Origin of the sequence: Pseudomonas sp. MYb193, from assembly GCF_002966775.1 — a bacterium.
Lineage (GTDB): Bacteria > Pseudomonadota > Gammaproteobacteria > Pseudomonadales > Pseudomonadaceae > Aquipseudomonas > Aquipseudomonas paracarnis.
Genome location: NZ_CP023269.1, coordinates 1,795,279 through 1,808,593 on the forward strand (window position 1 = coordinate 1,795,279; position 13,315 = coordinate 1,808,593).

11 protein-coding genes are annotated in these 13,315 nt (G+C 60.8%); 7 read left to right on the plus strand and 4 right to left on the minus strand.

Translation table 11 applies throughout. The features are described 5' to 3' along the window. The first annotated feature begins 26 nt into the window (after positions 1–26). On the plus strand, positions 27–272 hold the full coding sequence (gene tusA, locus CLM72_RS08465) for a sulfurtransferase TusA (RefSeq protein WP_054919964.1): 246 nt from the start codon (positions 27–29) through the stop codon (positions 270–272). Here tusA and CLM72_RS08470 read toward each other — a convergent pair. Then, entirely contained in the window at positions 269–1,663 is a 1,395-nt protein-coding gene (locus CLM72_RS08470; protein ID WP_105226167.1) for an MATE family efflux transporter, read from the minus strand. The genes tusA and CLM72_RS08470 overlap by 4 nt on opposite strands. Positions 1,664–1,913: 250 nt before the next feature. On the opposite strand from CLM72_RS08470, the gene pdxB reads away from it, so the two are divergent. Then, entirely contained in the window at positions 1,914–3,056 is a 1,143-nt protein-coding gene (gene pdxB, locus CLM72_RS08475; RefSeq protein WP_105226168.1) for a 4-phosphoerythronate dehydrogenase PdxB, read from the plus strand. Positions 3,057–3,157: 101 nt separating this feature from the next. On the opposite strand, the gene CLM72_RS28920 is transcribed toward pdxB, so the two are convergent. After that, positions 3,158–3,331 carry a PA1571 family protein gene (locus CLM72_RS28920; protein ID WP_168220169.1) on the minus strand — a complete coding sequence of 58 codons (174 nt, stop codon included), beginning with the start codon at positions 3,329–3,331 and terminating at the stop codon, positions 3,158–3,160. A gap of 214 nt (positions 3,332–3,545) precedes the next feature. Here CLM72_RS28920 and CLM72_RS08480 point away from each other — a divergent pair, with 214 nt between their 5' ends. Then, complete coding sequence (locus tag CLM72_RS08480; protein ID WP_168220190.1) at positions 3,546–5,372, plus strand: ABC transporter ATP-binding protein/permease; 1,827 nt, start codon at positions 3,546–3,548, stop codon at positions 5,370–5,372. 68 nt (positions 5,373–5,440) lie between these two features. Here CLM72_RS08480 and CLM72_RS08485 read toward each other — a convergent pair whose 3' ends face one another. Continuing rightward, positions 5,441–7,369, minus strand: coding sequence for a transglycosylase SLT domain-containing protein (locus CLM72_RS08485; protein WP_105226170.1), 1,929 nt, complete (start codon positions 7,367–7,369; stop codon positions 5,441–5,443). A gap of 213 nt (positions 7,370–7,582) precedes the next feature. On the opposite strand from CLM72_RS08485, the gene CLM72_RS08490 reads away from it, so the two are divergent. Then, complete coding sequence (locus tag CLM72_RS08490; RefSeq protein WP_034126642.1) at positions 7,583–9,505, plus strand: ATP-binding cassette domain-containing protein; 1,923 nt, start codon at positions 7,583–7,585, stop codon at positions 9,503–9,505. 119 nt (positions 9,506–9,624) lie between these two features. Here the strand turns inward: CLM72_RS08490 and CLM72_RS08495 are convergent, their stop codons facing one another. Next, a complete protein-coding gene (locus tag CLM72_RS08495) occupies positions 9,625–10,065 on the minus strand; it encodes a universal stress protein (RefSeq protein WP_034126643.1) in 441 nt (146 codons plus the stop codon). Between the two features lie 105 nt (positions 10,066–10,170). Here CLM72_RS08495 and CLM72_RS08500 point away from each other — a divergent pair, with 105 nt between their 5' ends. The 3 genes from CLM72_RS08500 (at position 10,171) to fadB (ending at position 13,313) form a co-directional block, all read left to right on the plus strand. Beyond that, positions 10,171–10,608 (plus strand): hypothetical protein, encoded by a 438-nt coding sequence (locus tag CLM72_RS08500; RefSeq protein ID WP_072446782.1) that lies wholly within the window; start codon positions 10,171–10,173, stop codon positions 10,606–10,608. A 21-nt stretch (positions 10,609–10,629) separates the two neighbouring features. Next, positions 10,630–10,800, plus strand: a complete 171-nt coding sequence (locus tag CLM72_RS29210; RefSeq protein ID WP_256595330.1) for a hypothetical protein — start codon at positions 10,630–10,632, stop codon at positions 10,798–10,800. A gap of 365 nt (positions 10,801–11,165) precedes the next feature. Next, positions 11,166–13,313: a fatty acid oxidation complex subunit alpha FadB gene (gene fadB / locus CLM72_RS08505; protein WP_105226171.1), complete on the plus strand. Its 2,148-nt coding sequence runs from the start codon at positions 11,166–11,168 to the stop codon at positions 13,311–13,313. The last annotated feature ends 2 nt before the right edge of the window (positions 13,314–13,315 follow it).

Here is a 13,315-nt window from a genome sequence, read left to right on the forward strand (position 1 = left end):
AGCGGTGCCAGTTTTAGGAGTGAAGTATGAGTCTTGAACAGCCGGTTGATGGCACCCTCGACGCCACCGGCCTCAACTGCCCGGAACCCGTGATGATGCTGCACCAGCACATCCGCGACCTGCCGGCGGGCGGCCTGCTCAAGGTCATCGCGACCGACCCGTCGACCCGTCGCGATATCCCCAAGTTCTGCGTGTTTCTCGACCACGAACTGGTGCGTCAGCAGGAAGATGCTGGCACCTACCTGTACTGGATCCGCAAAAAAGCCGATTAAGCCTGCGCCTTTTCGGCCCGTATGCGTCGGCGTGCGCTGCGCGCCAGACGCACCACCAACATCCCCGCCGCACAGCTCAAGCCCACGATCAGGCCTTGCCATAAACCGCTTGGGCCGCTGGGCTCACCGAGCCAGTTGGTCAGGCCCAGGGCGTAACCCACCGGCAGGCCCACGCCCCAATAGGCGAACAAGGTCAGCACCATGGTCACCCGGGTGTCCTGATAGCCGCGCAATGCGCCGGCGGCGGTGACCTGGATCGAGTCAGAGAACTGGAACAGCGCCGAGAACACGATCAGCATCGATGCCAGGTGGATCACCACCGGGTCGGGGGTGTAGATCGCTGCAATCTGCTCGCGAAACAACAGCATCAAGCTGCAGGAAAAACAGGCATACGCCAGTGCGGTGCCCATGCCGACGCCGGCGGCGAAGCGTGCTTCCCGAGGTTCGTCGCGCCCCAACGCCTGGCCGACGCGCACGGTGACGGCCATGCTCAGGGAATAGGGGATCATGAACACCAGGGAGCTGACGTTCAGCGCGATCTGATGGCCGGAAACCACGGTAGCGCCCAGGCTGCCGAGCAACAGGGCAATCACTGCGAAAATGCTCGACTCGGCGAAGATCGCCACGCCAATCGGCAGGCCGATGCCCAGGATGCGCTTGATCACCGTCCATTGCGGCCAGTCGAAGCGCTTGAACAGTTCGCTGCTCTGGTACACCGGGCCCCAGCGCGTCCAGCCGGCCAGGCCCAGCATCATCACCCACATCGCAATGGCCGTGGCCCAGCCGCAACCCACGCCGCCCATGGCCGGCACGCCGAAATGGCCGTAGATGAAGATGTAGTTCAACGGGATATTCAGCGCCAGGCCACATAGGCCCATGACCATGCTCGGCCGAGTACGGCCCAGGCCATCACTGAAGCAGCGCAGCACATAATACAGCGCAATCGCCGGCATCCCCGCAGCGATGCCATGCAGGTAACCCATGGATGGCTCGATCAGGTCGGGCTCGACCTTCATCGCATGCAGGATCGGCTCGGCACACAGCAACAGCAGCGCACCGCAGAGGCCGACCACCACGGCCAACCACAACGATTGGCGCACCAACGGGCCGATCTCGGTCAGTTTTCCCGCGCCATAACGCTCGGCCACTTTCGGCGTGGTGGCCAGCAAGGTGCCGGTCATCAGCAGGTACACCGGGATCCAGATCGAGTTACCCAGGCCGACCGCCGCCAGGTCCTGCGGGCTCACGCGCCCGGCCATCACCGCATCGACGAAGCTCATGGCGGTTGTGGCCAGTTGGCCAATCATGATCGGCAAGGCCAGCGTCAGCAGGCCGCGCACTTCCCGGCTGATGCGGGCGGGGCGGGAGAGGGGAGCGGTGGCAGTGTTCACGTACAGGTGTCCAATAAAAAGGCAGTCGCAAGGACGGCGGATTCTACGCGTTGACGCAGCGGTCAGGAAAAAACCTGTGTTAGGGATTTGTAAGCGATGCGCCCAGGCCAGCGCTGACCCCTGTGGGAGCTGGCTTGCCTGCGATGCGGACACCTCGGTACATCAGGCAAACCGGGTCGATGCAGTCGCAGGCAAGCCAGCTCCTACACAGGATCTTCTGTACACTGCCAATCCGCCAAAGGAGCCTGCCATGCTGATTGTTGCCGACGAAAATATCCCGCTGCTCGATGCATTCTTCGAAGGGTTTGGCGAGATTCGCCGCGTGCCCGGCCGTTCCATCGACCGCGCCACCGTCGAGCAGGCCGATGTACTGCTGGTGCGCTCGGTGACCAACGTCAACCGTTCCCTGCTTGAGGGCAGTAACGTGCGCTTTGTCGGCACCTGCACCATCGGCACCGACCACCTGGACCTCGACTACTTCAAGCAAGCGGGTATCCAGTGGTCCAGCGCGCCCGGCTGCAATGCGCGCGGGGTAGTGGACTACGTGCTTGGCAGCTTGCAGACCCTGGCTGAAATCGAAGGCGCTGACCTCAAGCAGCGCACCTACGGCATCGTCGGTGCCGGCGAAGTCGGCGGGCGCTTGGTCAAGGTGCTCAAGGGCCTGGGCTGGAATGTGTTGGTGTGCGATCCGCCGCGCCAGATTACCGAAGACGGCGACTACGTCAGCCTGCAGCAGATCATCGAACAGTGCGACGTAATCAGCTTGCATACGCCGCTGATCAAGTCCGGCAACGGTTCCACCTGGCACCTGCTTGATCGCCAGCGCCTGGAACAGCTCAAGCCGGGCACCTGGCTGATCAACGCCAGCCGGGGCGCGGTGGTGGACAACGCGGCCCTGCGCGAGGTGTTGCTGGCGCGCGAAGACCTGCAAGCGGTGCTGGACGTGTGGGAAGGCGAGCCCGAGGTGGACGTCGACCTGGCCGACCTGTGCGTGCTGGCCACGCCCCATATCGCCGGTTACAGCCTTGATGGCAAGCAGCGTGGCACCGCGCAGATTTACCAGGCGCTGTGCGCGTACCTGGGCCAGGAACCAAGTATTCGACTGAGTGATTTGCTACCGGCCCCCTGGCTGGCCGAGATGCACCTGAACCCTGAGACGGACCCGGCCTGGGCGCTGGCGACGTTGTGCCGCAGTGTGTACGACCCACGCCGTGACGACGCGGATTTCCGTCGCAGCCTGGTGGGCACTGTGCAGGAGCAGCGCCAAGCTTTCGACCTGCTGCGCAAGCACTATCCGGAGCGTCGCGAGATCGATGGCTTGAAGGTGCGGATCAACGGGGAGTCGGCGGTGCTGTCACAGATCGTGACTGCTCTGGGTGCCGAACAGCTGTAACGGTTATCGCGGTGCTCTTGAGGCATTCGCGAGCAAGCTCGCTCCTATAGGGACACAAAAAACCCGGCCACTTGGGCCGGGTCTGAAAGAGCGTGGGCGCTTCAGCCTTGCTGGGCGGGCTTGACCAATCGCTGTTCCAGCTCGCTGCAGGCTTGCTGGATCATTTCTTCGGTAATCTGCACTTCCCGGCCTTTGGCATCGATATACGAGCAAGGCAATCGCTGCGGCTGGCGGATCACTTCAATCTTGGCGTCGCTGCTGTTTTGCAAGGTCATGGCCTGTCTCCTCATCAGGTTGTGTACCTACTTTAATTCCTCCGCATGAACGCGCTGTTACAACTCCTTACACGCTCATCGGTTCGAACACCCAGTCCACCAGAAACCGGTACATATTTCCAGATGAGTCTTAGACCGATAGCCTCTAGCGGCCTGCATCGGTGGGCATAATTAACCTGACTCATTGTTATTTGTGCAAGTTCCCCCAATGTTGATGTATAGACTCTCCATTGGTGATCCTTCCATGTTCTCAATCCGTCAACGCCGTGCGATTCGCCTGGCCAGCCGCTTTATCGCGCCCTACCGCTGGCAGGCGCTTGGCGCACTGTTGGCGCTGATCGTCACCGCTGGCATCACCTTGTCCATGGGGCAGGGCATACGCCTGTTGGTGGACCAGGGCTTCATGACCCAGTCGCCGCATCTGCTCAACCAGTCTATAGGCCTGTTCATGCTGCTGGTGCTCGGCCTGGCCGTGGGCACCTTCACGCGGTTTTACCTGGTGTCGTGGATTGGCGAGCGGGTGGTGGCCGATATTCGCCGGCAGGTGTTCAACCACCTGATCTACCTGCACCCCGGCTTCTATGAGAACAACCGCAGCTCGGAAATCCAGTCGCGGCTGACCACCGACACCACCTTGCTGCAATCGGTGATCGGCTCATCACTGTCGCTGTTTCTGCGCAATGCCCTGATGGTGATCGGCGGCATCGTGTTGCTGTTTATCACTAACCCCAAGCTCACCAGCATCGTGGTGGTGGCGTTGCCGCTGGTGCTGGCGCCGATTCTGATCTTCGGGCGCAGGGTGCGCAGTCTGTCGCGTTTGAGCCAGGACCGTATCGCGGACGTCGGCAGCTATGTCGCCGAGACGCTGGGCCAGATCAAGACCGTGCAGGCCTATAACCATCAGGTGCAGGACGAACAGCGCTTCGCCGTTACCGTCGAGGACGCCTTTGTCACGGCACGTAAACGCATCTTGCAGCGTTCCTGGCTGATCACCCTCGTGATCATGCTGGTGCTCGGCGCGGTAGGCGTGATGCTGTGGGTGGGCGGCATGGACGTGATCAGCGGACGCATTTCCGGCGGTGAGCTGGCGGCGTTCGTGTTCTATAGCCTGATTGTCGGCAGCGCCGTTGGCACTCTGAGCGAAGTGCTTGGCGAGTTGCAGCGTGCCGCCGGGGCGGCCGAGCGTATCGGTGAGCTGTTGCAGTCAGGCAACGAGATCCAGGCGCCGGCCACTGGCGGCGTACGTTTGCCGGAACGGGTCAGTGGCCGCATGGAACTGCAAGACCTGCGCTTTTCCTATCCTTCGCGACCGGACAGCTATGCCATCGACGGCTTGAACCTGACCATCAACCCGGGCGAAACCCTGGCCTTGGTAGGGCCGTCCGGTGCGGGCAAATCGACGATTTTCGATCTGCTGCTGCGCTTCTACGACCCCCAGCAAGGCCGCGTCCTGCTCGAAGGCCAGCCGCTGACCGAGCTTGACCCGTTAGACCTGCGGCGCCATTTCGCTCTGGTGTCCCAGAGCCCGGCGTTGTTCTTCGGCAGCGTCGAGGACAACATCCGCTACGGCAACCCCTCTGCCACCATCGCCCAGGTTGAAGCCGCCGCCCGAATCGCCCACGCCCACGACTTTATCCTGAAAATGCCTGACGGCTACCAGACCCACTTAGGTGAAAGTGGCCAGGGCCTTTCCGGCGGCCAGCGCCAACGCCTGGCCATCGCTCGCGCCTTGCTGGTCGACGCGCCGATCCTGCTGCTGGACGAAGCCACCAGCGCCCTCGACGCCCAGAGTGAACACCTTATCCAGCAAGCGCTGCCGCAACTGATGCAGGGGCGCACCACGCTGGTGATCGCCCACCGTTTGGCCACGGTGAAGAATGCCGACCGCATTGCGGTGATGGACCAGGGCAAGCTGGTGGCGGTGGGCACGCATCAGCAGTTGATTGCGAGCAACCCGCTGTATGCGCGGTTGGCGGCGTTGCAGTTCAGTGCAGACCCTGTGGGAGGGGGCTTGCCCCCGATAGCGGCGGATCAGCAATAGGCGTGTGACTGACAGCCTGCAATCGGGGGGCAAAAGCCCCCTCCCACATTAGAAGCAGGTTCAGAGCCTTATTGGTCGTCGAAGTACCGCTCATGCCAATCCACCAAAGGCTGCGGTGAATTGAGCTTCTGCCCGTAGATCACCGAATAAGACAGCACGTTCTGCACATACTGGCGGGTTTCGTCGAAGGGGATGCTTTCCACCCATACGTCGAAACTCAGGTGGTCTGCGCCGCGCAGCCATTGGCGCACGCGGCCTGGGCCGGCGTTGTAGGCAGCGGAGGCGAGCACGCGGTTGCCGTTGAACTGGCTGTGCACCTGGCTCAGGTAAGCAGCGCCGAGCTGGATGTTTTTATCCGGGTCCAGCACCTGGGCCGCGGAGGCCAGGGGGATGCTGAACTTGCGTGCGGTTTCCTTGGCGGTGCCGGGCATCAGTTGCATCAGGCCGCTGGCGCCGACGCCGGAGCGGGCATCGTCCATGAACGCGCTTTCCTGGCGGGTGATGGCAAAGATCCAGCTGGAGTGCAGGCCGCGTACCTTGGCTTCGCGCACCAGGGTGTCGCGGTGGGCCATCGGGAAGCGGATGTCCAGATCGTCCCAGTACTGCGCCTGGCTGATGGTGCGGATGGCCGGGAAGTACCACTTCATGTCGTAGGCCAACTTGGCCTGGGCGACCATCTCGTCACGGTTGAAATGACGGCTGACGTGGTACCACTCGCGGCGACCGTCGACGATCTGGCCACGGGCGTAGAATTCCAGGGCACGCCGCACCCCAGGGGTATTGCGCACCTTGTTGACCAGCGCCTGGCTCATCACCAGCGGCTTGTTGTTCAACTGGTAAGGGGATTTGGAGCGGTCAGCAGCGAGGAAACCGTAGAAGTCCCGCTCCTTGGCCACGTTTTTGTACAGGACCAAGACTTGCGGGTTCTTCGGCTCGGCCAGCTCCAGGCTGCGTGCCTGCCAGTAGCGCCAACGGTTGGTGCTGGCCAGGTCCTGTGGGAGTTTGCGGGTCAACTGGTAGGCGTCTTCCCAGCGCGCCAGGCGCAACAGCAGGCGCAGACGCCACTCGGAAACCGTATTGTCGCGTAACTCGGGGTCGTACTTGGTCATGACCTCCAGCGCGCGCGGGTCGAAGCGCTTGGCCAGGGTCAAGCCGATCTCGCGGGCAATCGACACTTTTTCGTCACGGGAGAAGTGCATGCTGCTGGCGTAGCCATCGAGCAGCGACATGGCTTTGTCCGGATCCTGGCGCGCCAGGCGACGCAGGCCCAGGCCCACGGCGTCAGCCATGGCCTCGGTGGCCGGCTGGAAGCGCGATGGGTCGCTGAGCATGTCCGGCTTTTGCGCCACATCCACCATCAGGCGGCCCTGGGCGCCAAGGGTCGGCAGGGTTTTCACCAGGCTGTTGGCCAGCGCGTAGTTACGCGCTTCGGCGGCGAGCTTGGCGCGGTCCCAGATCTTCTGCTCGGTGAGTTGGCCGGCAGCGGCCCATTGGCCAAAGGTGGCGTCACAGGCGGCTGGCTGGGATTTGCCGGTCATCCACAGTTTTTCGGCGGTCTTGTAGCCTTCGGCTTTCAGATTGTGGCTGAGCTGGTACTGGCCATGCAGGCAGTCCAGCTCGACGAAATTGAGCTTGGTGTCGTAGTACTTTTCAAAAGTCTGCCAATCGCCGCGTTCGGCCAGCCAGCGCAGCCAACGCAGTTTCATCCAGTTGGCCTGGGGCAAGTCGCCGTGTTTGGCGAGGAATTGTTCGATTTCCTCGTTACTTGCGGTTTTCAGGCGCGCGGTCAACTCGTCATAGGCCAGATAGGGCGTGAGCGGGTAGTCGGCCAGGGCCTGGCTGTATTGCATGTAAGGGCCGGTGTCGCCCTTGGCCAGGGCGCGTTTGGCTTGATCGTAATACTGGCGTTGAGTGGTGAGGTCCACCGCCTGGGCGGATTGAACGGCAGTGGCGGAAAGAAGCAGACAAGATAAAAAATTGAAAAGGCGACTGCGCATGAGACGTCCGTGCAGAGAAATCACGACTAGCACCGGCACTGCCGACACTGATTGCCCCTAGCTTAGCCTTTTGCCATCGGCGCGCGAAAGCTTTGCTGGCTGGTTCGTTCAAGTTCGCCGGAAATGTCCTACAGAACGTGTCAATAGAGAAAATGCCGACCGCATCCCACCCTCAAGTCAGGTAGAATGCGCGCCCAGTTTTTGGAGAAGCGTATGACCCTGCTCAAATTCAGCGATGTGTCCCTTGCTTTCGGCGCCATGCCGTTGTTGGACAAGGTGTCCTGGCAGATCGCCCGTGGTGAGCGGGTGTGCATCATCGGCCGCAACGGCACCGGCAAATCCAGCATGATGAAGCTGGTAAAAGGCGACCAGAAGCCCGATGACGGCTCTGTCTGGCGTGCCCCGGGCCTCAAGATCGGCGAATTGCCGCAAGAATTGCCGGTGGCCGACGGACGGACAGTGTTCGACGTGGTAGCCGAAGGCCTGGATGGCGTTGGCGAGTTGCTCGCGCAATACCATCACCTGGCGCAGAACTGCGTCACCGAGGAAGACCTGGACAAGCTGATGCACGTCCAGCAAGACCTCGAAGCCCGTGATGGCTGGCGCTTGCAGCAACTGGTGGACAGCACCCTGAGCCGCCTGCAACTGCCGGCCGACAAGACCCTCGCCGAATTGTCCGGTGGCTGGCGTCGTCGCGTGCTGCTGGCCCAGGCGCTGGTGTCCGAGCCGGACCTGCTGCTGCTCGACGAACCGACCAACCACCTGGACATCGGCGCCATCGCCTGGCTTGAAGAGGCCATCAAGGACTTCCAGGGCGCCGTGCTGTTTATCACGCACGACCGTGCATTCCTGCAGAGCCTGGCCACGCGCATCCTCGAGCTGGACCGTGGCGGCCTGATCGACTGGAACGGTGACTACGCCAGCTTCCTGGTACACAAGGAAGCCGCTCTGGCGGCTGAAGAAACCGCCAACGCACTGTTCGACAAGAAGCTGGCCCAGGAAGAAGTCTGGATCCGCCAGGGCATCAAGGCCCGCCGCACCCGTAACGAAGGCCGCGTGCGTGCCTTGAAAGCCTTGCGCGTCGAGCGCAGTGAGCGCCGCGAGCGTACCGGCAAGGCCAACATTCAGCTGGATACTGCCGACAAGTCGGGCAAGCAAGTCATGGTGCTGGAGAACGTCAGCTTCCATCACCCGGACGGCCCGTTCCTGATCAAGGACTTCTCCATGGTCCTGCAGCGTGGCGATCGTATCGGCCTGCTGGGCGCCAACGGTACCGGCAAGACCACCTTGCTCAAGCTGATGCTCAGCGGTCTGCAACCGACCAGCGGCAAGGTCGAAGAGGGCACTCGCATCGATGTGGCCTACTTTGACCAGTTGCGCCACCAGTTGGACCTGGAAAAGACCGTGATCGACAACGTCGCCGAAGGTCGCGACTTTATCGACATCGACGGCCAGAGCCGCCACGTACTCAGCTACCTGGGCGACTTCCTGTTCAGCCCGCAACGTGCGCGCACGCCGGTCAAGGCCTTGTCTGGTGGTGAGCGTGCGCGTTTGCTGCTGGCCAAGCTGTTCAGCAAGCCGGCCAACCTGCTGGTCCTCGACGAACCGACCAACGACCTCGACGTGGAAACCCTGGAACTGCTGGAAGAGGTCTTGCTGACCTTCAACGGCACCGTGCTGATGGTCAGCCACGACCGGGAATTCCTCGACAACGTGGTCACCAGCACCCTGGTCTTCGAAGGTGAAGGCAAGGTGCGTGAATACGTGGGCGGTTATCAGGACTGGCTGCGCCAGGGCGGTTCTCCGCGCTTGCTGGGCGTGACCGAGAGCAAGTCGGGCAAGGCCGACCTGAATACGGCGGTGGTGGCTCCGGTCGCTGCCGAAACGCCAGCGCCGGCTGCTGAAGCTGCGCCTGCCAAGAAAAAGCTCAGCTACAAGTTGCAGCGTGAACTGGAAGCCTTGCCAGGCGATATCGATGCCAAGGAACAGCAGATCGCTGCGGTGGAAGCGGAAATGGCTGACGCCGGTTTCTACCTGCGCCCTGCGGCAGAAACCGCCAAGGTCATCGCCTCTCTGGAGACGCTGAACCAGGAGCTGGAAGCGTTGGTTGAGCGTTGGGCCGAGCTGGATGCCTGACTGATCGATCCGCAATAAAAAAGCCCGGCACTCTTCATGAGCGCCGGGCTTTTTAATATGAAATGCGATTCAACTGTGGGAGCTGGCAAGCCAGCTCCCACATTAGACCTCCATTGGTCTTACGAACTCTTTACCAGTTTGACGGCCAGTACATCGCACGGTGCGCCGTGCAATACATCATTGGCGGTCGAGCCCAGCAGCAAGGCCAGGCCGTGGCGCCCATGGCTACCTACTACGATCAGGTCACAACCCTGTTCTTTGGCCAAGTGGTGGATTTCCTGGCGCGGTTGACCGTAGGTAAGGTGGGAATTTTCCTTGCTGACTTTGGGATACTTGAGAATCAAGCGGTCAAGGCGCTCCTTGGCCTGGTCGAATTGTTGCTGCTGCAGTTGGGAAAGGTCCATCGGCACGTCACCACCAAAGGCCATGGCCATGGGCTCGACGATGTGCACCAACGACAGTTTGGCGCCATTGGCAATTGCGGATTCCTGTGCGCGCTTGATCACTGGATCGCACTCTTCGGTCAGGTCGACAGCGACCAGAATATGTTCGTAGGGCATGAGGCGTTCCTCCAGGGGGCTGCAATAAGTTCAGTATGGCTGCTTTCAAGCGGATGGGGTTGCCGCAGATCAAATCCGCTCATCTAGAAATTCGGGAGTACACATATGACGGTCTGGATAGTGGTGTCAATCCTTGCGGTGGTTTTAAGCCCCCTGGTATGGCTGCGCCCTTCGCGCCAGCAGAGTGGGCGCATGGCCCTGCGCATGGAGGCACGCCGCATCGGGTTGGCCATGCAGTTGGCGCCCCAGGAGTGGCCGCACTGGCTCAAACAGGAGCCGCCGAGCCCGTGCGCGCAGTATTGCCGGCCACGACGCGGCAACGCGCCCGCAACCTGGAGCTACTGGCAGCTGGAGCCGGGGCTGTGGGTCAATCAGTGGCGTGAACCCTGTGTGGATGAGAAGTTGTTGCCGCATTTTGCAACGCTGCCGGCAAACGTCTACAAGGTCGAGGCCGACAAACAAATGATTGCCCTGTATTGGGGCGAAAAGGGCGACGCGAGCGTCCTGAAAGATATTGATACGCTGCTCAAGGCCCTGGCCTGACCCACACCTGTAGGAGCGAGCTTGCTCGCGAAAATCGCCAACGATAACGCGGATAATCAGGCTATACGCGGCGCTCTCCAGGTTTTCGCGAGCAAGCTCGCTCCTACAGGAAAGCCGGGCAATAAAAAGCCCGACATCATCATCGGGCTGGAGGTGGCCAGGCAGGCCGGTAAATCTGTAGGTTGCCGCTAGCCTAGCCGTGTATTGCTTTCTGTACAGCTTTTTCCCACACCTTTTCTATTATTGATCCTGTGAATATTTGAATATTGACGGGTGGCTAGCCTGTGGGCCGGGTTCTGAAATGACTGGAAAGTCGCGTTTTTCCTAGCCTTTGGAGCGATTGACAATTGCTCGGAATTGGATGAAGGTGGCGTACCCAAATCAAACGGGCGTATGAATTGAGCGTTTGCCTGTCAGACGACTCATACAAAACCCGACTATCGCACTGGCGGGTGTGCCTGGCGGATTGGCGTGAGCATTGATTCAACTGTCAATGTCAAACCAGAGACCAGCGTCCAGTGTGTACTGTTCAGCTTCCATATCGTGGAGATCAGTTGATGATTTACGAAGGTAAAGCCATCACGGTTAAGGCTCTTGAAAGTGGCATCGTCGAACTCAAATTCGACCTCAAGGGTGAGTCCGTCAACAAGTTCAACCGTCTAACCCTGAACGAACTGCGTCAGGCCGTAGACACCATCAAAGCAGATGCTTCGGTCAAGGGCGTGATCGTCTCCAGCGGCAAGGACGTGTTTATCGTCGGCGCTGACATCACCGAATTCGTCGACAACTTCAAGCTGCCCGATGCCGAGCTGGTGGCTGGCAACCTCGAAGCCAACAAGATCTTCAGCGATTTCGAAGACCTCAACGTGCCGACCGTTGCTGCCATCAATGGCATCGCGTTGGGCGGCGGCCTGGAAATGTGCCTGGCGGCAGACTTCCGTGTCATGTCCGCGACGGCCAAGATCGGCCTGCCGGAAGTCAAGCTGGGCATCTACCCAGGCTTTGGCGGTACCGTGCGCCTGCCGCGCCTGATCGGTGCCGACAACGCGATCGAATGGATCGCCGCCGGCAAGGAAAACAAGGCTGAAGACGCACTGAAAGTCGGTGCTGTCGACGCTGTAGTGGCTCCGGACAAACTGGCCGAAGCCGCGCTGAACCTGATCAAGGGCGCCATCAGCGGCGAATTTGACTACAAGGCCAAGCGTCAGCCGAAGCTGGAAAAACTCAAGCTCAACGCCATCGAACAGATGATGTCGTTCGAAACCGCCAAAGGTTTCGTGGCCGGCCAGGCCGGCCCGAACTACCCGGCGCCGGTTGAAGCGATCAAGACCATCCAGAAGGCCGCGAACTTCGGTCGCGACAAAGCCCTGGAAGTGGAAGCGGCAGGCTTCGTCAAACTGGCGAAAACCTCGGCGGCCCAGAGCCTGATCGGCCTGTTCCTGAACGATCAGGAACTGAAGAAAAAGGCCAAGGCCTATGACGAAATTGCCAAGGATGTGAAACAGGCTGCCGTACTCGGCGCCGGTATCATGGGCGGCGGTATCGCCTATCAGTCGGCGTCCAAAGGCACGCCGATCCTGATGAAAGACATCAACGAGCACGGTATCGAACAGGGCCTGGCCGAAGCCGCCAAGCTGCTGGTGGGCCGCGTTGATAAAGGTCGCATGACCGCTGCAAAAATGGCTGAAGTGCTCAACGGCATTCGTCCTACGCTGTCCTACGGCGATTTCGGCCACGTCGACCTGGTGGTCGAAGCGGTTGTCGAAAACCCGAAGGTCAAGCAAGCCGTACTGGCTGAAGTGGAAGCCCAGGTCAAAGATGACACCATCCTGGCCTCCAACACCTCGACCATTTCCATCTCGCTGCTGGCCAAGGCCCTCAAGCGTCCGGAAAACTTCGTCGGCATGCACTTCTTCAACCCGGTGCACATGATGCCGCTGGTGGAAGTGATCCGTGGCGAGAAGTCCAGCGAGCTGGCCGTGGCCACCACCGTTGCCTACGCCAAGAAAATGGGCAAGAACCCGATCGTGGTCAATGACTGCCCGGGCTTTTTGGTCAACCGCGTGCTGTTCCCGTACTTCGGCGGTTTCGCCAAGTTGGTCAGCGCCGGTGTGGATTTTGTGCGCATCGACAAGGTCATGGAAAAATTCGGCTGGCCAATGGGCCCGGCGTACCTGATGGACGTGGTCGGCATCGACACCGGCCACCACGGTCGCGACGTCATGGCTGAAGGCTTCCCGGACCGCATGAAAGACGACCGCCGTTCGGCGATCGACGCGCTGTACGAGGCCAAGCGCCTGGGCCAGAAGAACGGCAAGGGCTTCTACGCCTACGAGGCCGACAAGAAGGGCAAGCAGAAGAAAGTGGCCGACCCGTCGGTGCACGAAGTACTCGCTCCGGTCATCTACGAACAGCGTGAGGTGTCTGACGAAGACATCATCAACTGGATGATGATCGCCCTGTGCCTGGAAACCGTGCGTTGCCTGGAAGACGGCATCGTCGAAACCGCCGCCGAAGCCGATATGGGCCTGGTGTACGGTATTGGTTTCCCTCCATTCCGTGGTGGTGCGCTGCGTTACATCGACTCCATCGGTGTGGCCCAGTTCGTTGCCCTGGCTGATCAGTACGCTGATCTGGGCCCGCTGTACCACCCGACCGCGAAGCTGCGTGAAATGGCCAAGAATGGCCAGAGCTTCTTCGGTTAAGT